The 22890-nt window shown below is 70.6% G+C and carries 21 protein-coding genes and 1 pseudogene; 6 read left to right on the plus strand and 16 right to left on the minus strand.

Going from position 1 to position 22890, the window contains the following annotated elements; all coding sequences use genetic code 11:
• Window positions 1–33: 33 nt before the first annotated feature.
• The 3 genes from folB (at window position 34) to AC061S_RS00120 (ending at window position 1581) form a co-directional block, all read left to right on the plus strand.
• Window positions 34–393, plus strand: a complete 360-nt coding sequence (gene folB / locus AC061S_RS00110; protein WP_030010912.1) for a dihydroneopterin aldolase — start codon at window positions 34–36, stop codon at window positions 391–393.
• A gap of 8 nt (window positions 394–401) precedes the next feature.
• A complete protein-coding gene (folK, locus tag AC061S_RS00115; RefSeq protein WP_478684074.1) occupies window positions 402–998 on the plus strand; it encodes a 2-amino-4-hydroxy-6-hydroxymethyldihydropteridine diphosphokinase in 597 nt (198 codons plus the stop codon).
• A 94-nt stretch (window positions 999–1092) separates the two neighbouring features.
• Entirely contained in the window at window positions 1093–1581 is a 489-nt protein-coding gene (locus AC061S_RS00120; RefSeq protein WP_478683704.1) for a DUF3180 domain-containing protein, read from the plus strand.
• Window positions 1582–1585: 4 nt separating this feature from the next.
• Here the strand turns inward: AC061S_RS00120 and AC061S_RS00125 are convergent, their stop codons facing one another.
• The 8 genes from AC061S_RS00125 to dacB all read right to left on the minus strand — a co-directional run bounded on the left by AC061S_RS00125 (window position 1586) and on the right by dacB (window position 9991).
• Window positions 1586–1840 carry a hypothetical protein gene (locus AC061S_RS00125; RefSeq protein WP_478683705.1) on the minus strand — a complete coding sequence of 85 codons (255 nt, stop codon included), beginning with the start codon at window positions 1838–1840 and terminating at the stop codon, window positions 1586–1588.
• Entirely contained in the window at window positions 1837–2073 is a 237-nt protein-coding gene (locus AC061S_RS00130; RefSeq protein WP_478683706.1) for a hypothetical protein, read from the minus strand. Before AC061S_RS00130 ends, AC061S_RS00125 begins: the two co-directional genes overlap by 4 nt.
• Before the next feature lie 361 nt (window positions 2074–2434).
• On the minus strand, window positions 2435–3043 hold the full coding sequence (folE, locus tag AC061S_RS00135; RefSeq protein ID WP_478683707.1) for a GTP cyclohydrolase I FolE: 609 nt from the start codon (window positions 3041–3043) through the stop codon (window positions 2435–2437).
• Window positions 3044–3138: 95 nt separating this feature from the next.
• Complete coding sequence (ftsH, locus tag AC061S_RS00140) at window positions 3139–5172, minus strand: ATP-dependent zinc metalloprotease FtsH (protein ID WP_478683708.1); 2034 nt, start codon at window positions 5170–5172, stop codon at window positions 3139–3141.
• 182 nt (window positions 5173–5354) lie between these two features.
• Window positions 5355–5915: a hypoxanthine phosphoribosyltransferase gene (hpt, locus tag AC061S_RS00145; protein WP_030158549.1), complete on the minus strand. Its 561-nt coding sequence runs from the start codon at window positions 5913–5915 to the stop codon at window positions 5355–5357.
• A 66-nt stretch (window positions 5916–5981) separates the two neighbouring features.
• Window positions 5982–7115: a tRNA lysidine(34) synthetase TilS gene (gene tilS, locus AC061S_RS00150; protein ID WP_478683709.1), complete on the minus strand. Its 1134-nt coding sequence runs from the start codon at window positions 7113–7115 to the stop codon at window positions 5982–5984.
• A gap of 233 nt (window positions 7116–7348) precedes the next feature.
• Window positions 7349–8500 carry a zinc-dependent metalloprotease gene (locus tag AC061S_RS00155; RefSeq protein WP_478683710.1) on the minus strand — a complete coding sequence of 384 codons (1152 nt, stop codon included), beginning with the start codon at window positions 8498–8500 and terminating at the stop codon, window positions 7349–7351.
• Window positions 8501–8548: 48 nt separating this feature from the next.
• Window positions 8549–9991: a D-alanyl-D-alanine carboxypeptidase/D-alanyl-D-alanine endopeptidase gene (dacB, locus tag AC061S_RS00160; protein WP_478683711.1), complete on the minus strand. Its 1443-nt coding sequence runs from the start codon at window positions 9989–9991 to the stop codon at window positions 8549–8551.
• Between the two features lie 160 nt (window positions 9992–10151).
• Here dacB and AC061S_RS00165 point away from each other — a divergent pair, with 160 nt between their 5' ends.
• The gene (locus AC061S_RS00165; protein ID WP_214947725.1) at window positions 10152–10646 is read left to right on the plus strand and encodes an inorganic diphosphatase; all 495 of its coding nucleotides are present in this window, start codon (window positions 10152–10154) and stop codon (window positions 10644–10646) included.
• 210 nt (window positions 10647–10856) lie between these two features.
• Window positions 10857–12566, plus strand: a complete 1710-nt coding sequence (locus AC061S_RS00170) for a threonine/serine exporter family protein (protein WP_478683712.1) — start codon at window positions 10857–10859, stop codon at window positions 12564–12566.
• Window positions 12567–12647: 81 nt separating this feature from the next.
• On the opposite strand, the gene AC061S_RS00175 is transcribed toward AC061S_RS00170, so the two are convergent.
• From AC061S_RS00175 to AC061S_RS00200, 6 genes and pseudogenes are all read right to left on the minus strand, one after another.
• On the minus strand, window positions 12648–13355 hold the full coding sequence (locus AC061S_RS00175) for a DedA family protein (protein WP_478683713.1): 708 nt from the start codon (window positions 13353–13355) through the stop codon (window positions 12648–12650).
• A gap of 85 nt (window positions 13356–13440) precedes the next feature.
• Complete coding sequence (locus AC061S_RS00180) at window positions 13441–14193, minus strand: MerR family transcriptional regulator (protein WP_478683714.1); 753 nt, start codon at window positions 14191–14193, stop codon at window positions 13441–13443.
• 70 nt (window positions 14194–14263) lie between these two features.
• Window positions 14264–14818, minus strand: a complete 555-nt coding sequence (locus AC061S_RS00185; RefSeq protein WP_478683715.1) for a DinB family protein — start codon at window positions 14816–14818, stop codon at window positions 14264–14266.
• Window positions 14819–14934: 116 nt separating this feature from the next.
• Window positions 14935–17004: pseudogene (gene mrdA / locus AC061S_RS00190) on the minus strand (penicillin-binding protein 2); the annotation flags it as partial.
• A 60-nt stretch (window positions 17005–17064) separates the two neighbouring features.
• Window positions 17065–18522 (minus strand): aldehyde dehydrogenase family protein, encoded by a 1458-nt coding sequence (locus tag AC061S_RS00195; protein WP_478683716.1) that lies wholly within the window; start codon window positions 18520–18522, stop codon window positions 17065–17067.
• 110 nt (window positions 18523–18632) lie between these two features.
• Entirely contained in the window at window positions 18633–19493 is an 861-nt protein-coding gene (locus AC061S_RS00200; RefSeq protein WP_478683717.1) for a helix-turn-helix domain-containing protein, read from the minus strand.
• Window positions 19494–19857: 364 nt separating this feature from the next.
• On the opposite strand from AC061S_RS00200, the gene AC061S_RS00205 reads away from it, so the two are divergent.
• The gene (locus tag AC061S_RS00205; protein ID WP_478683718.1) at window positions 19858–20346 is read left to right on the plus strand and encodes an ATP-binding protein; all 489 of its coding nucleotides are present in this window, start codon (window positions 19858–19860) and stop codon (window positions 20344–20346) included.
• A gap of 87 nt (window positions 20347–20433) precedes the next feature.
• Here the strand turns inward: AC061S_RS00205 and AC061S_RS00210 are convergent, their stop codons facing one another.
• Together AC061S_RS00210 and AC061S_RS00215 are read right to left on the minus strand one after the other, a co-directional pair.
• On the minus strand, window positions 20434–20670 hold the full coding sequence (locus AC061S_RS00210) for a DUF397 domain-containing protein (RefSeq protein ID WP_215011402.1): 237 nt from the start codon (window positions 20668–20670) through the stop codon (window positions 20434–20436).
• Between the two features lie 104 nt (window positions 20671–20774).
• On the minus strand, window positions 20775–22856 hold the full coding sequence (locus AC061S_RS00215; RefSeq protein WP_478683719.1) for an FUSC family protein: 2082 nt from the start codon (window positions 22854–22856) through the stop codon (window positions 20775–20777).
• Window positions 22857–22890 lie beyond the last annotated feature (34 nt).

A 22890-nucleotide genomic window follows, 5' to 3' on the forward strand; every position in this document is an offset into this window, starting at 1 on the left:
CGGAAGCACCTACGAAAAGCAGGAGTGATTCGCGTGGATCGTGTCGCGCTGCGCGGCCTCAAGGCTCGCGGGCACCATGGCGTCTTCCCCCGGGAACGCGAGGAGGGCCAGACCTTCATCGTCGACCTCGTGCTGCACCTCGACACCCGTCCCGCGGCGGCGGGCGACGACCTGGCTAAGACCGTGCACTACGGGGTAGTCGCGGAAGAAGTCGTCGACGTGGTCCAGGGCGAGCCCGTGGACCTGATCGAGACGCTCGCCGAGCGGATCGCCCAGCAGTGCCTCAAGCACGAGGCGGTCGCCCAGGTGGAGGTCGTCGTCCACAAACCGGACGCGCCGATCACCGTCCCCTTCGACGACGTGACCATCACGATCACCCGGAGCCGCGCGTGAACAACGGAATGAACGCCCAGAGCGACCCCACCGTCCAGCCGGTACCCGCCTCCGTGGTCGAGGCCGTGGACGCGGCGGACGTCACCCTGTCCAACCCCAAGTGGGCCGTCGTCGCGCTCGGCGCGAACCTGGGCAACCGACTGGAGACCCTCCAGGGCGCCATCGACGCCCTCGGCGACACCCCGGGCCTGCGGGTCAAGGCCGTCTCCCCCGTGTACGAGACGGAGCCGTGGGGCGTGGACCCGGGCTCGCAGCCCTCGTACCTCAACGCCGTCATCTCGGTGAAGACCACCCTGCCCCCCAGCTCCCTGCTGGAGCGCGGCCACGCCATCGAGGAAGCCTTCGACCGCGTCCGCGAGGAGCGCTGGGGACCCCGGACGATCGACGTCGACATCATCTCCTACGCCGACGTGGTCTCCGCCGACCCCGTCCTCACCCTCCCGCACCCGCGCGCCCACCAGCGCGCCTTCGTGCTGGCCCCCTGGAACGACATCGACCCCGAAGCGCAGATCCCGGGCCACGGGCCCGTCGCCGCGCTCCTGGCCGCACTCGGCCACCAGGGGCTCACCCAGCGCACGGACCTGGAACTGCGCCTCCCCGAGTGAGCCGCGCCCGCGGGGCGGGGCCGTCGAACACTTAGGATCACGGGATACGCACGCACGGAGAGCGGGCGCGGCGGGAATGGCGGGAGAAGCGCACGTGAAGCAACTGAGGCCGGCGGTCCTGGCGGGCATTTTCGCGATCGCCGCGGTGCTGTCCTGGGCCGGAGCCCGGCTGTGGAACGCCTACGGCTCGCTCCCCGGCGTCCCGGTGGCCGCGCCCATCGTGCTCGGAGCGATCGCGGTGGTCCTGCTGGCGACGGCCCTGTCGCTGCGCTCCCGCCTGAAGGCCCAGCGCGACCGGGTACCCGGCGCCAAGGGCGTGGAGCCCCTGATGGCGGCCCGCGCGGTGGTCTTCGGCCAGGCGAGCGCCCTGGTGGCGGCCCTGGTCGCGGGCGCCTACGGCGGCGTCGGCGTCTTCCTGCTCACCACCGCCATGGACGTCCCCGCCCGCCGCGACCAGACCTGGTACGCCGGCTTCTCGGTCCTGGCGGGCGCGGCGGTCGTAGCGGCGGCCCTCTTCCTGGAACACGTCCTCAAACTCCCGGACGACGAAGACCCCACCCCGGAGGCCCGAGCCCGGGCCTGAGCCATCACCCGGGAGCGCGCACGAGGTGCCCGCTCACCAGGAACCCGGGGTGGGGGTCGAGGTCGTAGGTGTAGAGGGTGAAGGGCTTCGCACCGGTGGCGGTGTGAGGCCGGATCTCGGACACCGTCACCGACTGGCGCTCCACGAGGTGCATGGCGTGCTCCTCAGCCACGAAGGTGCCACGCCGCTGCCAACGGTCGGTGACGACCAGCTGCGATGCCTTCCCGCTCAGCGGCGCGAAGCGGGCTCCGATGATCACGGCCAACTCCGCCAGGAACGGAACATTGGCACTGGTGATCGTCCGCGCGCCCCAGCGTTTGATTCGGCAGCCGTCGCCGTCCGCGTATCCATCCAGGAAGCCTTCGAAAGTGGCGAGGTCGCCGCGAAGCCCTCGTCGTTCACGACCAGGGACGTGTAGTTCTTGCCGACCGTGCCGTCGGCACAGGTGGCACCCACCAGGTAGCCGAACTCGTAGCCGGGCAGGATCGTCAAGCGTCCGACAGAGTTTGCGCGGCGGGAGTCCAAGCCACGACGCTGCCAGCGGCGTCCGCGGCAGCAACCCACCCATCGCCTGTACCAAGTAGCCGGTCCGGCGCCAAGGTGAACGTCTGCCCGTCCGTGACGACGTCCACGACCTCGCGGGCCTTCACGGCCGTCACCGCCCGAACGGCCGTGTGAACTGTCCTGTCCCCATCCAGTGTCCAGAGCCGGTCGCCCACACCTACAGTTCTCGCCTGGGCCGGCCCGTCCACCCGTGCACCATCTGCTTGCTCGGCAGCCCGCCCATCCCGCCCCCTGATCAGCGCGTGAATCACCTGATCGACGACGTTATCGGGCGGGTCTGACAATCCGGCTAGCGAGCGATGATCAGGCTCATGGCCTCGTTGCGGGTCGCGGGGTCGCGGAGCTGGCCGCGGACGGCCGAGGTGATGGTCTTCGCGCCGGGCTTGCGGACGCCGCGCATGGTCATGCACATGTGCTCGCACTCGATGACCACGATGACCCCGCGCGGGTCCAGGATCTCCATCAGCGAGTCCGCGATCTGGGTGGTCAGCCTCTCCTGGACCTGGGGGCGGCGCGCGAACACGTCCACCAGCCGGGCCAGCTTCGACAGCCCGGTGATCTTGCCATCAACGGACGGAATGTACCCAACATGGGCAACTCCGACAAATGGCACCAAATGATGTTCACAGGAGCTCATGACCTCGATGTCCTTCACCAGGACCATCTCGTCGTGGCCGAGGTCGAACGTCGTGGTCAGCACCTCTTCGGGCTTCTGCCACAGGCCCCCGAATATCTCCCTGTACGCCCGCGCCACCCGCGCCGGCGTCTCCCGCAGCCCCTCGCGGTCCGGGTCCTCGCCGACCGCGATCAGGAGCTCGCGGACCGCCTCCTCGGCGCGCTTCTCGTCGAACTCGCCGATCGTGCCCTCGCCACCGGTCAGGGTCACTGGGTCGGTCATCTCTTCCTCGTTCCTGTCTGTGCAGTCGCGGGCATGTGAAAGTGCCGCGCCCCCCAGGCTAGAACCTGGGGGGCGCGGCATCCATTCCGGGAGGGTCAGGCTTCCGGGTGCTCCTCCGGGGAGGGCTCCGGGGTCTTCTCCACCGAGACGGCCGGCGAGGAGATCGCCGACGTGCCGTTCGCCGCGTTCGTCAGCTGGAGCTCCTTGGGAGAGAGCACCGGCGGACGGGTGGACGGCGTGCGGTGCGAGGAGCCGGTCCACGCCGGACGTGCCGGACGCTTCACGATCGTCGAGAAGACCTCGGCGATCTGCTCCTTGTTGAGCGTCTCCTTCTCCAGGAGGGCGAGGACCAGGTTGTCGAGAACGTCGCGGTTCTCGACCAGGATCTCCCAGGCCTCGTTGTGCGCGGTCTCGATGAGCTTCTTGACCTCTTCGTCGACCAGCGCGGCAACCTCCTCCGAGTAGTCCCTCGGGTGCGACATCTCGCGGCCCAGGAACGGCTCGGTGTTGTCCCCGCCGAACTTGATCGCGCCGAGGCGCTCGGTCATGCCGTACTGGGTGACCATCGCGCGGGCCGTTGCCGTGGCCTTCTCGATGTCGTTCGCGGCGCCCGTGGTCGGGTCGTGGAAGACCAGCTCCTCGGCCGCGCGCCCGCCCAGCATGTACGCGAGCTGGTCGAGCATCTCGTTGCGCGTGGTCGAGTACCTGTCCTCGTCGGGCAGGACCATGGTGTAACCCAGGGCCCGGCCGCGGGACAGGATCGTGATCTTGTGGACCGGGTCGGAGTTCGGGGAAGCAGCCGCGACCAGGGCGTGTCCGCCCTCGTGGTACGCGGTGATCTTCTTTTCCCGGTCCGACATGATCCGGGTCCGCTTCTGCGGACCCGCCACGACGCGGTCGATCGCCTCGTCCAGCGCGTGGTTGTCGATCAGCTTCCCGTCCGAGCGGGCCGTGAGCAGCGCGGCCTCGTTCAGGACGTTGGCGAGATCGGCACCCGTGAAGCCGGGCGTGCGGCGGGCGACGGCGCCCAGGTCGACGTCCGGTGCGGTCGGCTTGCCCTTCTGGTGAACCTTGAGGATCTCCAGACGGCCCTGCATGTCCGGACGGTCGACCGCGATCTGGCGGTCGAAGCGGCCGGGGCGCAGGAGGGCCGGGTCGAGGATGTCGGGACGGTTCGTGGCGGCGATCAGGATGACCCCGCCCTTCACGTCGAAGCCGTCCATCTCGACGAGCAGCTGGTTGAGGGTCTGCTCGCGCTCGTCGTGACCGCCGCCCAGGCCCGCACCGCGGTGCCGGCCCACTGCGTCGATCTCGTCGACGAAGACGATCGCCGGGGCGTTGGCCTTGGCCTGTTCGAACAGGTCGCGGACACGCGAGGCACCGACACCGACGAACATCTCGACGAAGTCGGATCCGGAGATCGAGTAGAAGGGGACACCGGCCTCGCCCGCGACGGCACGCGCGAGCAGGGTCTTACCGGTGCCGGGCGGGCCGTAGAGCAGCACGCCCTTGGGGATCTTGGCGCCGACGGCCTGGAACTTCGCCGGCTCCTGGAGGAACTCCTTGATCTCGTGGAGCTCCTCGACGGCCTCGTCCGAACCCGCGACATCGGCGAACGTCGTCTTCGGGGTGTCCTTGGTGATGAGCTTGGCCTTGGACTTCCCGAACTGCATGACCCGGGAACCACCGCCCTGCATCTGGTTCATCAGGAACAGGAAGACGACGACGATGAGGACGAACGGCAGCAGCGAGAGCAGCACGCTCAGGAACGGGCTGGTCTTGTCCGGCGTGACGGAGTATCCGTCAGGGATCTGACCGGCTTCGTACTTGGTCTGGAGGCTCTGGGCGAGCTGTACGCCCTGGTCCCCGATGTAGTTGGCCTGGAACTTGGTGCCGTCGTTGTCGCCGAGCTTCTGGTCCTTCTTCAGCTCGATCTTGATCATCTGGCTGTCACCGGTGGTGAGCTTGGCGCTGTCCACCTGGCCACTGTTGATCGCCTTGATGACCTCGCTGGTCTCCACCGACTTGTAGCCGCCGCCGGAGCCGACGACGTTCATCAACACGACCACGGCGAGGACGGCCAGCACGATCCACATAACCGGCCCACGGAAGTATCGCTTCACGTCCATCCATACGGGGCGCTAGGCACCCCGTCCCTCCTGCCCGTAGGTAAATGCTGCTGTGAGTAAAGACTGTTCTTCGGAATGTACCCCTGCATTGTCACCCGCGGCCTCATGGGACGGCTGACAGACCCGCCTTTCCATGCTCCAACGGCGGGAATCGCTCCAGGGTTCCCCTGTCGGGCTCTGGATCAGCCGCCGTAGACGTGGGGAGCGAGGGTGCCGACGAACGGCAGGTTGCGGTACTTCTCGGCGTAGTCGAGGCCGTAGCCGACGACGAACTCGTTCGGGATGTCGAAGCCGACCCACTTCACGTCGATGGCGACCTTGGCGGCGTCGGGCTTGCGCAGCAGCGTGACGACCTCCAGGGAGGCCGGCTGGCGGGAGCCGAGGTTCGACAGCAGCCAGGACAGGGTCAGGCCCGAGTCGATGATGTCCTCGACGATCAGGACGTGCTTGTCCTTGATGTCGGTGTCCAGGTCCTTGAGGATCCGCACCACGCCCGAGGACTGGGTTCCGGCGCCGTACGAGGACACCGCCATCCAGTCCATGGTGAGCGGGGTGGACAAGGCACGCGCCAGGTCCGCCATCACCATCACCGCGCCCTTGAGGACGCCGACGATGAGCAGGTCCTTGCCCGCGTACTCCGCGTCGATCTTCGCGGCCAGCTCGGCCAGCTTCGCGTCGATCTCTTCCTTGGTGATGAGCACCGACTGGAGGTCGCTGCCCATGTCCTTCTCGTCCACCCGCATCACTTTCGTTGTCGGCTGGGGCTCCGGGGGGTGACCCCGGAGGTCTCAGCCGTGTTTCAGCACCAATCAGCCCTGCCGGATGACCAGTCTGCCACCCTGCCGCTGGGCCTCGACCCGGCCGGGCAGGTTGATGGCTCCCTGACCGCGCCATCCGGTGATGAGCCGGTCGACTTCCTCGATGTGGCGGGCGAAGAGGGAGCCTGCGGGGGAACCGGCGGCGACGACCGCCCGGCGCAGTACGCGGCGGCGGACCGCGGGGGGCAGCGCGTACAGCTTGGCGCACTCCAGGCGGCCGTCTTCGTCGCGTACGCCGCTCTCGGCCTCGGCGGCCCAGGCGTCCAGGGCGTCGGCGTCGTCGCGGGAGAGCTGGGCGGTGCGGGCGAGCGCCTCCACGACCCCCTTGCCGAGCGCCTTCTCCAGGGCGGGCAGGCCCTCGTGGCGCAGCCGGGAGCGGGTGTAGGCGGGGTCGATGTTGTGCGGGTCGTCCCAGACGGCGAGGGACTGGACCATGCAGGCCTTGCGGGCGGTCTGCCGGTCGACCTGGAGGAAGGGCCGGCGGTACCGGTGGCTGCGCTTGCGGGTGCCGGGGTCTCCGGGGCCTCCGGAGACCTCCGCCATACCGGAGAGCGAGCGGATGCCGGAGCCGCGGGCGAGGCCCAGCAGGACGGTTTCGGCTTGGTCGTCGCGGGTGTGGCCGAGCAGCACGGCGACGGCGCCCAGCCGGTCGGCGGCCTCGTCCAGGGCGGCGTAGCGGGCGTCGCGGGCGGCGGCCTCGGGGCCTCCGTCGCGGCCGACGCGCACGGCGACGGACTCGACGGGGTCGAGGCACAGCGCGGTCATGCGGGCGACGACCTCGGCGGCGCGCAGCGCGGAGCCGTCCTGGAGGCCGTGGTCGACGGTGATGCCGCCGGCCCGGATTCCGAGTTTGGGGGCCTCGAAGGCGAGGGCGGAGGCGAGCGCCATGGAGTCCGCGCCGCCGGAGCAGGCGACGAGGACGAGCGGGGCGGTGTCGGGGAGGGGGTCGTGGGGGGCGGCACCGGCCGAGGATCCGACGGTGCGGCCGGGGCGGCCGACCCGGGGCGCGGGGGTGGTGGCGGGACGGTCGGTGAGGTCGGTGAGGTCGGTGAGGTCGGTGAGGACGTCGTGGAGTACGCGGCGGACCGCCAGGCGTATCGCCGCGACCGCAGGATGGGGACCCATGTCCGGTGCCCTTCGGTGGAGTTCGGATGCCTCGGAGGCGCTGGGGAGGCGTTGGAAGAGGTGGTGCTGGGGTGCTGCCCGGTTCCCCACCGCACGTGGGGACTGTCACTCAGAGTGCGACGATGGTGACAGAACCGAGCCGTTCCCCGAGCATCGCACGCCCTTCCACGCCCCACGGTCCCTCGGACGGGTGACGCTGTTTCCCCCAGAGGGACATCTTCACGCCTCTCCGGTCACACCTCTTCGCTCGCCTCGCTCTGCTCGCTCCCCTTGCGGTGGACCCGGGCCACCCAGTCCGCGGGCTTGGCGATCTCGGCCTTGGTCGGCAGTGTGTTCGGGGAGGTCCAGACCCGGTTGAAGCCGTCCATGCCGACCTGGCCGACGACGGCGCGCACGAAGCGCTCCCCGTCGCGGTACTGGCGCAGCTTCGCGTCGAGGCCGAGGAGTTTGCGCAGGGCGGCGTCGAGCCGGCCGGCTCCGCTGGCCCTGCGCTGCTGGAACTTCTCGCGGATCTCGGCGACCGAGGGCACGACCTCGGGGCCGACCCCGTCCATGACGAAGTCGGCGTGGCCCTCCAGCAGGGACATGACGGCGGTGAGCCGGGCCAGCACCTCGCGCTGTTCGGGGGTCTGGACGAGTTCGACGAGGGAGCGGCCCTCGTCTCCGCGCTCCGCGTCGGGGCGGGCGCCGGCGAAGGACTGGGCGGCCTCGCGGAGCCGTTCCAGGACGGTCGTCGGGTCCACTTCGGTGGCGCCGAGGAACGTCTGGATTTCGCCCTCCAGATGTTCGCGGAGCCACGGGACGGCCGTGAACTGGGTACGGTGCGTCTCCTCGTGCAGGCAGACCCAGAGCCGGAAGTCGTGCGGGTCCACCTCCAGCTCCCGCTCGACGTGGACGATGTTCGGCGCGACGAGCAGCAGCCGTCCGCCCGTGGCGGAGCCCGGGAGGTCGAGGCCGGCGGGCGCGAAGGTCTCGTACTGGCCGAGCACGCGGGAGGCCAGGAAGCTGAGCAGCATGCCCAGCTCGACGCCGGTGACCTTGCCGCCCACCGCGCCGAGGACGGCGCCTCCGGGGGTGCCGGCGCGGCGGTCCTGCATCTTGCCGAGGAGCGGGGACAGGAGCTCGCGGAAGCCCGCCACGTTGGCCTTGACCCAGCCGGCCCGGTCCACGACGAGGACGGGGGTGTCGGCCGGGGTCATGCCTTCGGGCATCATCCGGGTGAACTCGCGCACGTGCCGTTCCGAGGTCTTGGCGTGCCTGCGCAGCTCCGCGACGACGGCCCGCGCCTCGTCCCGGCGAACCTCCGGGCCGGGCCGCACGAGCCTGGTCGCGGTTGCCACCGCGAGGTTCCAGTCGACCATCTCCGCACCACCGAAGCTCGTCATGCGTCAACCGTACGTGGACCTGCGCGCGGGCGGGATCCCTAGACCGGCCTAGGAAGCGGTGGCCACGGCCGCGGCGAGTTTGTCGAGGCCCTTCTCGGCGGCGCCGGGCTCCGGGGTGTTCGCGGTCAGGAACGCGAAGGCGAGCAGTCGGCCGGTGGGGTCGACGACGGTGCCGGCGAGGGAGTTCACGCCGCTCAGGGTGCCGGTCTTGGCCCGCAGCAGGCCGGCCGCCGGGGTGGTGCCGGAGTTGCGGGTGCGCAGGGTTCCGGTGAATCCGGCGACGGGCAGTCCGGTGAGGACGGGCCGCAGTTCGGGGTGGAGCGGGTCGGCGGCCTTGGCGAGGAGGGCGGTGAGCAGGCCGGCGCTGACCTTGTCGGCGCGGTTGAGGCCGCTGCCGTCGGCGAAGCGGGAGCCCGCGGTGTCGACCCCGAGGGCGGCGAGTCTGGCGCCGACGGCCTGGGCGACGCCGTCGAAGCCGGCGGGCGCTCCGGAGGCGAGGGCGGTCTGGCGGGCCAGGGCTTCGGCGATGTCGTTGTCGCTGTGGGTCAGCATCCGCTCGACGAGCCCGGCGAGCGGGGTCGAGAGGGTGGTGGCGAGCGGCACGGCCCCGGTGGCGGCCTTGGCCCTGGCGGGCTCGGCGGTGACCTTGACCCCGCGCTCCTTGAGCAGGGCCGCGAAGGCCCGCGCGGTGTCCCGGGAGGGGTCCTGGCTGCGCTTGACGGGGCCGGAGAAGGATTCGTCGGGGCGGCCTTCGTCGGCGGTCAGGGCCGTGACGGGCGCGAGGTTGGGGTTCTCGCCGATCGGGTGGAGGACGGGGCCGGTGTAGAGCGAGTCGTCGTAGCCGAGGGTCACCGCGTCGGTGCCGGCGGCCTTGAGGGCCTGGGCGGTGTCCGCGGCGAGGGCGACGAGGCTGCCGCCGGAGCCGGCCGGGGCCTTCTTCTTGGCGGTGAGCGAGGGATCGCCGCCGCCGACCAGGATGATCTGGCCGGGTCCGGCGCCGGGGGTCACGGTGGTGCGGATGCGGTGGTCGGGGCCGAGGGCGGCGAGGGAGGCAGCCGCGGTGGCGATCTTGACCGTGGAGGCGGGGGTCATGGCTTCCCGGGCCCCGGACTCGTAGAGCACCTGCCCGGTGGCGGTGTCGATCACGGAGGCGCCGCGGACGGTCCCGAGGGCGGGGTCGGCGAGCAGCGGCCGCAGGGCGGCGGCGAGGGCGCCGGGGTCCACGGCTCCGGCCTGGCCGCCGGACCCGGCTCCGGCCGGGCGTACGCCGGCGAGCACCCCGGGGGCGCTGGGGGCGGTCCGCGGGGCCGCGGCGGCGGGGTCCGCACCGTGATCTGCGCCACCCGTACGGCCCCAGGAGGCGGCCTTGTCCCGCTCGGCCTTACGCTGGCCGGAGTCCCATGGACCCGCGGCGGCCACCGTCGCGGCCGACAGGGCGAGGCCGGCGACGGCCGACACCGCGATGAGCTGCCAGGTCTTGACCAATGGCACCTCGGACCAGCCCCTTTCGCGATCACACATATGCGTGAGGGACACTTAACCATTGCGTCTTGCCGCGAGCATGGCACCCCACCCGGCAGGGCTGGGTCTACCGCGCACGCAGGTGAACCGACGCAGCCCCGCAATGAAGCTGATCATGGAGGAGCAGGACGTGGAGTTCGACGTCACCATCGAGATCCCCAAGGGTTCGCGGAACAAGTACGAGGTGGACCACGAGACCGGCCGGATCCGCCTGGACCGTCGCCTCTTCACCTCGACCAGCTACCCGGCCGACTACGGCTTCGTCGAGAACACCCTCGGCGAGGACGGCGACCCGCTGGACGCGCTGGTCATCCTGGACGAGCCGACCTTCCCGGGCTGCCTGATCAAGTGCCGCGCGATCGGCATGTTCAACATGACGGACGAGGCGGGCGGCGACGCCAAGCTGCTGTGCGTGCCGGCGTCCGACCCGCGTGTGGAGCACCTGCGCGACATCCACCACGTGTCCGAGTTCGACCGCCTGGAGATCCAGCACTTCTTCGAGGTCTACAAGGACCTGGAGCCGGGCAAGTCGGTCGAGGGCGCGAACTGGGTCGGCCGCACCGAGGCCGAGGCCGAGATCGAGGCCTCGTACAAGCGCCTCGAGGCCCAGGGCGGCCACCACTGAGCTCCGCTCGGTGAGGGCGGGCGGGGCTGAAGCCCCGTCGGCCCCTGTGACATCGCGGGCGGTACCCCTTGAACGGGGTGCCGCCCGTTGTCGTGTCCCGGGTGCGGGTCCGTTCCCGGGGGCTCTGCCCCCGGACCCCCGCGCCTCAAACGCCGGCGGGGCTGGATTTCGCCTGGATTCGGCGGCTGTGCCGCGCGTACCGCCTGCGCGATGGATCAATGCGTTCCGCATACTGATACGGCCGGGCCAGGGACTGGAGGACGCGTGGCGGAGGGCGAAGCAACCGGGACAGAGGACCGGAAGCCGAATTCGGACGAGGCGCGCAGCGCGTTCGCCGTGCCGCACGGGGTCGGGGTGGAGCCGGAGGCGGCCGAGGAGGACCAGCCGACCTCGGAGTTCGCGGTCCCCGACGGCCTCGCCTCGGTGCCCGTGGAGTCCGAGGGGTCCGCGTTCGCCACCCCGCACACCTACAGCGCCTCGCAGTCCCCGGCGGCGTACACCGGCCCCCCGGGCTTCCCCGTCACCCGGTTGAAGGAGTCCCCCTGGCAGGACCGCATGCGCACGGTGCTGCGCATGCCGGTCGACGTCCGGCCGGTGCCGGAGCCCTCGCAGCGGCTGGCCGTCGAGACCGGGCCCGCCGTGGGCCGCGTGCTCGACCTGACGCTGCGCATCGGCGAGCTGTTGCTCTCGGGCGGCGAGGGCGCCGAGGACGTGGAAGCCGCGATGTTCGCCGTGGCCCGCAGCTACGGCTTGGACCGCTGCGAGCCCACCGTCACCTTCACCCTGCTGTCGATCACCCACCAGCCCTCTCTGGTGGACGACCCCGTGTCGGCGAACCGCACCGTCCGCCGCCGCGGCACGGACTACACCCGGCTCTCGGCCGTGTTCAGCCTCGTCAACGACATCACCGCGCACGAGGTCGACATCTCGCTGGAGGACGCCTACCGCCGGCTCGCCGAGATCCGCCGCAACCGGCACCCGTACCCCGGCTGGGTGCTCACCGGCGCCGCCGGCCTGCTCGCCGGCGCGGCCTCCACGCTGGTCGGCGGTGGCGTGCTGGTGTTCTTCGCAGCCGCACTCGGGGCGGTGCTCGGCGACCGGCTGGCCTGGCTGTGCGCCGGGCGCGGGCTGCCGGAGTTCTACCAGTTCGTGGTCGCGGCGATGCCCCCGGCCGCGATGGGCGTGGCGCTGAAGCTCACCGAATTCGACGTGCGCTCCTCCGCCGTGATCACCGGCGGGCTCTTCGCCCTGCTGCCGGGACGGGCCCTGGTCGCGGCCGTGCAGGACGGTCTGACCGGCTACTACATCACTGCCTCCGCCCGGCTGCTGGAGGTCATGTACCTCTTCATCGGCATCATCATGGGCGTGCTGGTGGTGCTCTACGTCGGCGTCCAGTTCGGCTCCAATCCGCAGCCGGAGGACGTCCTCCAGATCGAGCAGCGGCCGCTGCTCCAGATCGTCGCCTCGATGGTTCTGGTGTTCACGTTCGCGATCCTGCTCCAGCAGGAACGTTCCACCGTGTGGTTCGTGACGCTGAACGGCGGGATCGCCTGGGTGATCTACGGGGCCCTGCACTACGCCGCCAAGATGCCGGCGGTGCCGTCCACCGCGATCGCCGCCGGGCTGGTCGGCCTCTTCGGACAGCTCCTCGCCCGGCACAGGTTCTCCTCGGCCCTCCCCTTCGTCACGGCCGCCATCGGCCCGCTGCTGCCCGGCTCGGCCACGTACTACGGGCTCCTGCTGATCGCCGAGAACCGGCTGAACGAGGGGTTGGCCTCGCTGACGAACGCCGCGGCCATCGCCCTCGCCATCGCGATCGGCGTCAACCTCGGCTCCGAGACGTCCCGCCTGTTCATGCGCATCCCCGGCGCGGCCAGTGCGGCCAAGCGCAGCGCGGCGAAGCGCACCCGCGGGTTCTAGAACGCCGATGCCCCGCCGACCGGGAATCCCGGTCGGCGGGGCATCGTACGGAGCTGTGGAGCTACGGGGCTGCGAGCCGCCCTAGCGCTTCGCGTGGCGGCCGCTGCGCTGCTGGCCCGGGCCCTGCGGGTCCTCGTCGGTCCCGGGCTCCGTGCCGCCGGCCTCCGCCGCCGCCTTCTTCTGCTTGCGGGACTTGAGCACCTCGAAGACCACCGGGATGACCGAGATCAGGACGATGCCGATGAAGATCGGCTCGACGTTGTTCTTGATGACCTCGAACTGGCCGAGCTGGTAGCCCAGGATCGTGACGCCCGCACCCCAGAGGATGCCGCCGATGATGTTGAACGTCAGGAAGGTGCGGTACTTCATCGCGGTCGCGCCCGCGACCATCGGCGCGAAGGTGCGGATGATCGGCACGAAGCGCGCGAGCACGATGGCCTTGGGGCCGTGCTTCTCCATGAACTCGTGCGCCGCGTCGAGGTTCTCGCGCTTGAAGAGCTTGGAGTTCGGCTTGTTGAAGATCTTAGGGCCGAAGACCTTGCCGATCATGTATCCGACCTGGTCACCGATGATCGCGGCGGCCACGATCAGGGTGCACACCAGCCACAGCGGCTGGCTGATGGTGCCGCTCGCGACGAACAGGCCCATCGTGAAGAGCAGGGAGTCGCCGGGCAGGAAGGCGAAGAGCCCCGATTCGGCGAACACGATGACCAGGGTGCCGACCAGGCCGAATTGCCCGATCAGATACTCCGGGGAGATCCACTCGGGGCCGAGCGCAAGCGTATTCACGGGTTCCGGGCTCTCCTGGATCAGGTGGGGGTGTCCGTCCAATTATGAACGCACACCACCCCCGCCTGGTTCCAGGGAGCGGCGGCTAAGCCTTGCGGACCGCGTTGGCCAGGATCGCGTCCCGCACGAATACCGCCAGTCCGGGCCGGACGGCCTCGTAGTACGCCGTGAACCGCTCGTCCGCGACGTACATCTCACCGAGTCCGGTGTGGATCTCGTACGTGCAGAAGTAGTAGCTGCCGTTGATCCAGCCGCGGTGCTCCTCGGCCAGGTCCATGGCCTCCTCGGACTCCGCGGACGTGCCGGAGTCCAGCAGGGCGGCGAACCGCCGGTTGATGTCCTCGGCCAGGGCCTGGATCCGCAGCCAGTCCTCCTTGGTGTACGAGGCGGTCCGGCGGGCGGACTCGCGGTACGTGTCGCCCCAGCGGCGCTCGGCCTCCTCGGCGTGCTCTTCGGGGTCGAAATCCCCGAAGACCTCGAACTTCTCCTCGGGCGTGAGGTTGATGCCCATCTTCTTCGCCTCCATGGCATGCTCGACGGCCGCGGCCATCCGCTGGAGCCGGGCGATCCGGTCGGACAGGAGGGCGTGCTGCCGGCGCAGGTGCTCCCCCGGGTCCGATTCCGGGTCGTCCAGCAGGACCGCGACCTCTTCGAGCGGAAAGCCGAGCTCCCGGTAGAACAGGACCCGCTGCAGGCGGTCGAGGTCGGCGTCGTCGTACCGCCGGTGTCCCGCCCGGCTGCGGCCGCTCGGGGAGAGCAGCCCGATCTCGTCGTAGTGGTGCAGCGTGCGCACCGTCACTCCGGCGAATCCGGCGACCTGGCCCACGGAGTAGCCCATGGCTTTCCGCTCCTCTTCTCGGGTACGCGTCCCAGCCTGGCCCCTCACGCCGCGTGAGGTGCAAGCCCGCTCAGGCCGCGGGCCAGGTCTGGCCGGAGGCCAGGGCCACCAGCTCGAAGGCCGTCTTGCCGTCGAGGGACTCGCGGATGACGTCCGCGTGGCCGGCGTGCCGGGCGTCCTCCTCGACCAGGTGCAGGAGGAGCCAGCGCATCGAGACCTTGCCGTCCTTGGGGAACCAGGGCGCAGGGGGCAGCGGGAAGGTGTCCTCCAGGCTCGGCACGGAGGCGATGAACTGCGCGAGCTCCGCCGAGACCCCGTCCCAGAAGGCCAGGATCTCCTCGACGGACTCGCCGTCGACGAGCTTGAAGCTGTCGCCCCAGGTCTCCTGGGTGCGCTCCTTCTCGTTGACCCGCTGCTGCGCCAGGCGCAGCCAGCTCAGCTCGCACTCGGCGACGTGCTTGACCAGCCCGCCCAGGGACAGTTCGCTCGCGCTGGGCCGGCTCGCCGCCTGCTCGGGGCTCAGGCCGAGGACCGAGCGGCGCACGGCCCCGCGCTGGGCCTCCACGAAGCTCAGGAGCACGCCGCGCTCGTCGCCGTACGACTCCGCCGGGACGTGAGTGACCATGCTGACCTACCGCCTTCGTGGTGTGGCTCCTGCTGACGAGAACCACGTTACGAACCCTTGCGGTCAGCTTCCGTCCGCAATCACCGGAATCGCGGAATGGGCGGGAATCACTGGTTTTCCTGCCGGACCGGCGGGAGTTCCGTCTGCGGCTTGGGGAGCAGGGCCTTCGTCAGGTCCTGGGCGCCCTTCTCGTCCAGTCCGTACATCGCCTCGTAGATCTTGCGGACGGCCGGTCCCGAGGCGCCGGAGCCGGTGCCGCCCTGGGAGATGGTCATCACGATCGAGTAGTCCTCGGTGTAGGAGGCGAACCACGAGGTGGTCTGCTTGCCCTGGACCTCGGCCGTACCGGTCTTCGCGTGCATCGGGATCTGCTTCTGCGGCCAGCCGCCGAACCGCCAGGCCGCGCTGCCGGTGGTGGCCACGTCGGCGAGGGCGCCGTCGATGTCCTTGCGGAGCTTGGCGTTCATGGGGAGCTTGCCCCGCTCCTTCGGGGCGATCTCCTTCACCGAGGCGCCGTCGGCGCTGACCACGGCCTTGCCGATGCTGGGCTGGTGCAGGGTGCCGCCGTTGGCGATGGCGGCGTAGACGGAGGCCATCTGGATCGGGGTGACGAGGGTGTCGCCCTGGCCGATGGAGTAGTTGATCGCGTCGCCCTCGCGGAGCTGGTTGCCCTGGCGGCAGTTCTCGTAGGCGATCTTCTCGGCGTACGAGCCGTCCTTCTTGCCGTCGCGGCACCAGGCGGCCTTGTTCGCCTCGAAGAAGTCCTTCTTCCACTGGCGGTCGGGGACCCGGCCCGGGACCTCGCTGGGCAGGTCGATGCCGGTGCGCTTGCCGAGGCCGAACTCGTGGGCGGTCTTGAAGAACCAGTCGCCGGGCTGCGCCTTGGGCTTGATGCCGCCGTCCTTCTTCCACTCCTGGTCGGCGATGGCGTAGTAGACGGTGTCGCAGGAGACTTCCAGGGCCTTGCCGATGGTGATGTCGCCGTAGCCCTGGGACTCGAAGTTGGTGAAGACCTGGCTGCCGACCGAGTACGAGCTCGGGCAGCCGTAGAGCTTGTTGAAGGGGTAGCCGGCGTTGACCGCGGCCGTCGAGGAGACCACCTTGAAGATCGAGCCGGGGGCCGCCTGGCCCTGGATGGCGCGGTTCAGCAGCGGGTAGTTCGATGCCTTGTCGGTGAGGGAGGCGTAGTCCTTCGCGGCGATGCCGCCGACCCAGGCGTTCGGGTCGTAGGTCGGGTTGGACGCCATCGCGACGACCCGGCCGGTCTTGGACTCCATGACCACGACGGCGCCGGAGTCGGCCTCGTAGTGGCGGCCCGTGTTGTTCTTGTCGATGCCCTTGCGGGCCTCGATCATCGCGTTGTTCAGCTCGCGCTCGGCCACGGCCTGCACGCGCGAGTCGATCGAGGTCACGATGTTGGCGCCCGCCTGCGGCTTGTCGCTCACGCCCTCGCCGATGATCCGGCCGAGGTTGTCCACCTCGTAGCGGGTGATGCCCGCCTTGCCGCGGAGCTCCTTGTCGTAGGTGCGCTCCAGGCCGCTGCGGCCCACCTGGTCGGAGCGCAGGTACGGGGAGTCGGAGCCCTTCGCCTTGGTGATCTCCTCGTCGGTGACCGGGGACAGGTAGCCGAGCACCTGGGAGGTGTTGGCGCCGTCGGGGCCGGCGTAGCGGCGCAGGGCGGTGGGCTCGGCGGTGATGCCGGGGAACTGCTCGGCGTGCTCCCGTATCTCCAGGACCTGGTCGGTCGTCGCCTCGTCGGTGATGGGGATCGGCTGGTACGGGGAGCCGTTCCAGCAGGGCTTGGGGGTCTTGGCGTCGCACAGCCGGACGCCGTTGACCACGTCGTCGGGGTTGAGGCCGAGCACCCCCGCGAGGTGGGTCAGGACGCCCTTGCCACGGTCCTTCATCTTGGAGAGCTCGGTGCGGCTGGCGGAGACCACCATGCGGGTCTCGTTGTCGGCGAGCGGGATCCCGCGGGAATCGAGGATCGAGCCGCGCACGGCGGGCTGTACCACCTGCTGGGTGTGGTTGTTCTTCGCCTCGTCCGTGTACTCCTGGCCGTTGCGTATCTGGAGGTACCACAGACGCCCGCCGAGGGTCAGCAGCAGCGAGAACACCACGATCTGGATCATGACGAGCCGGTTCTGGACCCGGGGCGTGCGCCCCGTCTCCGGTATGTTGCTCAACTCGGCTCTCCCCCGGACTGGTCCTCGCCTGACCCGCCCGAGTCTAGATCCCCTCGCGGGTCAGAACGGGAACTGCGTCCGGCCGTGCTGGACCGAGATCCATTTCTGGGTGGTGAAGGCCTCGACGGTGGCCTCGCCGTTGAGGCGGCCCATGCCGGAGGCCTTCTCCCCGCCGAACGCCGCGAGCGGCTCGTCGCCGATGGTGGAGTCGTTGACGTGGATCATGCCGGTCTCGATGCGCTGCGCGAAGCGGACCCCGCGCTCCACGTCCCGGGTGTGGACGGCGCCGCTGAGTCCGTACGGGGTCGCGTTGGTGAGGCGGACCGCCTCGTCCTCGCCGTCGAAGACGACGAGGAGGGCGACGGGGCCGAAGATCTCCTGGCCGAGCAGCGGGGAGTCCTCGGGGAGCCCGGCGAGCACGGTCGGCTCGACCAGGTTGCCGCGCGTAGAGCCCCGTACGAGCGCCTGCGCGCCGGAGTCGACGGCGCGGTCGACGAGGGCGGTGAGGGCGTCGGCCTGGAAGGAGTTGATCAGCGGGCCGATGTGGGTGTCGGCGTCGTGCGGGTCGCCGGTGTTCAGGGCCCGGACGCGGGCGGTGAACTTCTCGGTGAACTCCTCGGCGACGGAGGCGTCGACCAGGATCCGGTTGGCGGCCATGCAGACCTGGCCCTGGTAGACGAAGCGGCTGAAGACGGCCGCGTCCACCGCGTAGTCGAGGTCGGCGTCGTCGAGGACGACGAGCGCGCTGTTGCCGCTGAGCTCCAGGACGGTCCGCTTGAAGTGGCGGGCGGCGACCGCGCCGACGTGCCGGCCGACCCGGTCGGAGCCGGCGAAGGAGATGACCTTGGGGACGGGGTGGGTCAGGAGCGCGTCGCCTATTTCGGCTATGTCGGTGACCAGGACGTTGAGCAGCCCGGCCGGGAGGCCGGCGTCCTCGAAGATCTTGGCGATGACCCCGCCGCCCACGACGGGCGCGTTCTGGTTCGGCTTGACGACGACGGCGTTGCCCAGCGCCAGGGCCGGGGCGACCGACTTCAGGGTGACCAGGAAGGGGAAGTTGAAGGGGCTGATCACGGCGACGACCCCGACGGGCAGGCGCTGGACCCGGTTCTCCTTGCCCTCGACCGGCGAGGGCAGGATGCGCCCCTCGGGCCGGACGGCCAGCTGCATGGCCTCGCGGATGAACTCCTTCGCGAGGTGGACCTCGTACTCGGCCTTGGGACGGGTCCCGCCGAGTTCGTCGATCATCGCCTCGACGATCTCCTTCTCGCGCTCCTCGGTGATCCGCAGGGCGCGTTCCAGGACGGCTCGTCTGGTGTAGGGGCTGGTGGCGGCCCATTCCTTCTGGGCCCGCTCGGCGGCCCGGTACGCCCGGTCGACCTGCTCGACGGTGGCCACGGTGATGGCCGCGAGCTTCTCCCCGTTGTACGGGTTGACGTCGATGATGTCCCACGAACCGGTCCCGGCCAGCCATTCGCCGTCGATGTACTGGTGAGCCAGGTCCTCGAATATGGACATGCCATCCCTTACGTCGAACGCGCGTCCTTGCGCTGCACCGGAGACCCGTGGGCCGTCGTCACGCTCCGATCAGGCTTCACGGCCTGACCAGGCGTCATAGTACGTGTGAATCAAGACAGTTGGAGCAGACCTCGCAGGAGATCGCGGGTCTTGTCGGGGTCCGGGCAGTCGCCCTGGAGGCGCAGCATCGCCCGCTCGTACTGCCCCACTTCCTCGTCTTTGTCGAGGTAGAGGGCGCTGGTGAGCTGTTCCAGATAGACGACGTCCTGGAGGTCGGACTCGGGGAAGCGCAGCAGGGTGAAGGCACCGCTCTCGCCGGCGTGGCCGCCGAAGGAGAAGGGCATGACCTGCAGGTGCACGTTCGGCCGCTGCGAGATCTCGATGAGGTGCTCCAACTGGCCCCGCATCACGTCCCGGTCGCCGTACGGGCGGCGCAGCGCGGCCTCGTCGAGGACGGCGTGGAAGACGGGGGCGTTCTCGGAGACCAGCACCTTCTGGCGCTCCAGGCGCAGCGCGACGCGGCGGTCGATCTCGGCACGGCCGGCGCCGGGCATGCCGCGGCTGACGACGGCCTGGGCGTAGGCCTCGGTCTGCAACAGACCGTGCACGAACTGGACTTCGTAGATGCGGATGAGGGAGGCGGCGCCTTCCAGGCCCACGTACGTCTGGAACCAGCCCGGCAGGACATCGCCGTAGCTGTGCCACCAGCCGGCCACGTTGGCCTCGCGGACCAGCCCCAGGAGGGACTCCCGCTCCGCGCCGTCCGTGACTCCGTAGAGCGTGAGGAGGTCCTCTACGTCTCTGGCCTTGAAGCTCACCCTTCCCAACTCCAAGCGGCTGATCTTCGATTCGGATGCGCGGATCGAGTAACCGGCCGCCTCACGGGTGATGCCGCGGGATTCCCGGAGTCGCCTGAGCTGGGAGCCCAGGAGGATGCGGCGCACCACAGAACCACTGGCTTCTGCGGTCACGAGTCCTGCCCCTCCCCATGCCGTGGATGGATACGTAACACCAAACGCGTGTGTGGCTGTGCTTGTCTGCGTATGGCTGCGTCGCAGGGGCCCCCGCGCCCCTCAAAGCCCGCAGTCTGCCACCAAAACGCATCTGCCCGTACTCGTTCTGTAACGGATTTGGCCTCGCTGTAAAAGAAGTCCGTAAGTATGCGTAGGAAGAAATGAGCAAGAACCGTCACGGGACCGGACAGGTCCGGCGCGTGCACGTGCATCTGCCCTTGCATCCGGCTTCGGCATTCGGAACCATGGTCCCGCGCACCTGCGTGCCCCGCAGTTCTTTCGAATCCCGGGAGTGCCTCGCATGGGGACGAATGGATCGACCATGCTCGAGCCGTTACGGCAGGGGCTTCCCCCGGTCGACCCCACGGCTGTCTCCGGGTCCGCGTCCTGCGCCCTTCCCGCCCGCCTCGAAGCGGTGCGCGGTGCGCGCACCTTCACGCGTTCCACCCTCGCCCAGTGGGGACTCGACGACCGGTTCGACGACGTGGCCCTGGTCGTCTCCGAACTCGTCACCAACGCGCTGCGCCACGCCCTCCCGGACGACTCCCGGCCGGCCCCGGGCGAGGGCGAGCCGCCGGTGCGCCTGCACCTGATGCGGTGGAGCACCCGGCTGGTGTGCGCGGTGCGGGACCCCAGCGAGGACCGGCCCGGCGGGAACTTCGCGCCGGAGGCCACGGAGCGCAACTGCGACCTGGAGTCGGGGCGGGGACTCTTCCTCGTCGACTCCTACAGCGACAGCTGGGGCTGGCATCCGCTCGCGGGGCGGCTGACCGGCAAGGTGGTCTGGGCGCTGTTCACGCTCCCGGACTGAATCACCACAGATACGACAAGCGGCCGGGATTGATCATGGCGATCAATCCCGGCCGCTGCACGTGCATGGCTGATCTTGGGCTGGTCTTCAGCCGATCAGGTGGTCGAACTCGCCGTCCTTGACACCCAGCAGCAGCGCTTCTATCTCGGCCGGCGTGTACACGAGTGCCGGTCCGTCCGGAAACCGCGAGTTGCGCATGGCAACGTCGCCTCCGGGCAGTTTCGCGAACTCCACACAGGAACCTTGCGAGTTGCTGTGTCTGCTCTTCTGCCAGGTCACCCCGTCAAGCTCTGCAGCTGCCATCCCGTTGTACGCGTGGTCCACAGGAAGCCCCCGATAGTGCAGATGTCAACTGCACCGGATCATAGCTCTGTTCATGAACGCCTGCATGAGCAGATGCACGTGCACGAACGGAGGGCACGGCACCACTAAGGGTGACGGCCTTCCATGGACTCGGGGCGGGCTGGGGCGCGCAGGGCCTCCGAGACCTCCTCCAGGGAGTCCAGCAGCTGCCGCGTCGCGCCGCGCAGCACGCCCGGGTCGGGGGTGTCCCCGTCGGCCAGCGCCGCGCGTACCCCCTCCCAGTCGGGCACCCGGCGCTCCCGTACCGCCTTCGCGCCCGCCTCCGTCGCCTCGCGCAGCGCCCTGGCCAGCTCGGCCGCGCCCGGGACCGGGGGCTGGGACCGGTCCGGGAAGTGCGCCTCCAGCAGCATCGCGTGACGGCCCATCGCGGCCAGGGCCCGGCCCGCGTCCTCGGCGGCGGCCTGGGAGATCCCGCGGTGGCGCACCGGCTCCCCGGCGGCCCGGTCCACCGCCTCCTGCCAGGCGACCCGGGCGTCGCGCGTCGCCAGCAGGGCCTCGCGCACGTCGCCGCGGCGCGCCCCGGCCGGGTCGGCGTACTGCTCGAGCACGGCCGCCGCGTACCGCCCGCCGGCGGCCACCCAGTCGGCCAGCCGGGTCCGCAGTCGCGGGGTCTCCCAGGCCGGGTAGACGGCGTACGAGATCATCGCGAGGACCCCGCCGACCAGGGTGAGGGTGACCCGGTCCGGGACGGTCTGGTCCCAGCGCAGGCCGCCCATGCCGAGCAGGAAGACCACGTAGGCGGAGACGAAGACCATCGAGACGGCGTACCCGGTGCGCATGAAGGTGTACATCAGGCCCGCGCTGACGACGGCGAGCAGCCCGGACACGTACATCCCCGGGTGCGCGAGCTGCACCACGGCCGTCGCGAGGGCGACCCCGACCAGGGTGCCGCCGAAGCGGGCGACGGCGCGGCTGTAGGTCTGCGTGAAATCGGGGCGCATGACCATGACGGAGGCCATCGGGGCCCAGTAGGCGTGGCCGAACGGCAGCGCGTGGCCGATGCCGTAGCCGGCGCAGGCGACGGCGGTGACCCGCACGGCGTGCCGCAGGATCGGCGACCCGGGGTGCAGCTCGGCCCGTACGGCGGCCAGCACCATCGGCGCGAGCGCCGGCAGCGTGGGCCGCAGCATCGACTCCCCCGGGTCGGCGGTGCGCCCGGAGCCCGGGTCGGCGGTGCCGAGTACGTCGTCCAGCAGGGCGGCCAGCCTGTGCGCGGCGCGCAGCGCGGCGCCCCGGAGCAGCTCGTCGGTGTCGGGGGCCTTGAGCACCGCGAGGGCCGGCCCGGGCAGCCGTACCGCCTCCCCGTGTCGGATCGCGGACGCGGCGGCGTCCAGCACCGACCCGGCCGCGGCGAGCAGGTCCCGGGCCCGGTCCCGCGCCGGGCCCTCGGCCGGGGCCCCGACCGCCGGGTCGGCCAGCAGGGCCAGCACGGGCCGGATCCGCTCCGCGAGCCCCCGCGCGCCGTGCAGCTCGGCGGGGCGGCGGCGGGCCTGGCGCGCCGTCACGGTCGCGGCGTCGCGCGCCTTCATCAGCGGCTGCGGGTCGAAGGAGGCGACCGGGTCCTGGCGCAGGCGGCGCGCGTAGTCGGCCTCGGCGGCGAGCGCGTCGGCCAGGGCGTCGCGCTGGGCGCCCCACCGCCGGACGGGGAAGAGGACGATCAGCAGGGCCTGGACCACCCCGCCGGCGGCGATCATCGCGGCGTGCCCGGCGGCCTGGGGCACGGAGGTGGGCAGGGTGACGGTGACCAGCATGATCGCGACGTTGCCGGAGGCGATGATGCCGGCGGTCGGGCCGGCCGCCCACATCAGGCCCGCCGCGAAGCTCCACACGGCGAGCAGCAGCATGAAGGCCAGGGTGTGCGAGGAGCCGACGAGGTAGCCGATGAAGGTGGACACGGCCAGGGTCAGCCCGGCGGCGAGCGCGAGTACGGGCCGGGGCCGCCAGCTCTTCTGGAAGGTGGCGATGGCCGCCATGTACGCGCCGAAGGCGGAGCTGGCGGCGGAGCCGGGCCCGAGGAAGGCGAGGCCCGCGCCGATGACGAGGGCGAGGCCGACGGCGGCGCGGAGCGCGATGAGGGGTTGCAGCCGGGTCCGCTCGACCCGCAGTCCGGACCGGGCGGTGTCCTTCAGCGCCCGGACCCAGCTCATCCCCCGAGCGTAGCCCTGGCGGGGGCGGAACCCG

The sequence above is a fragment of the Streptomyces sp. CA189 genome, from assembly GCF_056428985.1.

Bases quoted from the DNA above. Each gene is read 5' to 3' on its own strand.
- hpt (WP_030158549.1), bottom strand. From the start codon at position 5,915: ATGCGGGTGGACGAGAAGGACATGGGCAGCGACCTCCAGTCGGTGCTC.
- ftsH (WP_478683708.1), bottom strand. From the start codon at position 5,172: ATGGACGTGAAGCGATACTTCCGTGGGCCGGTTATGTGGATCGTGCTG.
- AC061S_RS00155 (WP_478683710.1), bottom strand. From the start codon at position 8,500: ATGACGAGCTTCGGTGGTGCGGAGATGGTCGACTGGAACCTCGCGGTG.
- AC061S_RS00215 (WP_478683719.1), bottom strand. From the start codon at position 22,856: ATGAGCTGGGTCCGGGCGCTGAAGGACACCGCCCGGTCCGGACTGCGG.
- tilS (WP_478683709.1), bottom strand. From the start codon at position 7,115: ATGGGTCCCCATCCTGCGGTCGCGGCGATACGCCTGGCGGTCCGCCGC.
- AC061S_RS00205 (WP_478683718.1), top strand. From the start codon at position 19,858: ATGCTCGAGCCGTTACGGCAGGGGCTTCCCCCGGTCGACCCCACGGCT.
- AC061S_RS00170 (WP_478683712.1), top strand. From the start codon at position 10,857: ATGGATCAATGCGTTCCGCATACTGATACGGCCGGGCCAGGGACTGGA.
- folK (WP_478684074.1), top strand. From the start codon at position 402: ATGAACGCCCAGAGCGACCCCACCGTCCAGCCGGTACCCGCCTCCGTG.
- AC061S_RS00180 (WP_478683714.1), bottom strand. From the start codon at position 14,193: ATGGGCTACTCCGTGGGCCAGGTCGCCGGATTCGCCGGAGTGACGGTG.
- folE (WP_478683707.1), bottom strand. From the start codon at position 3,043: ATGACCGACCCAGTGACCCTGACCGGTGGCGAGGGCACGATCGGCGAG.
- AC061S_RS00185 (WP_478683715.1), bottom strand. From the start codon at position 14,818: ATGGTCACTCACGTCCCGGCGGAGTCGTACGGCGACGAGCGCGGCGTG.
- AC061S_RS00195 (WP_478683716.1), bottom strand. From the start codon at position 18,522: ATGTCCATATTCGAGGACCTGGCTCACCAGTACATCGACGGCGAATGG.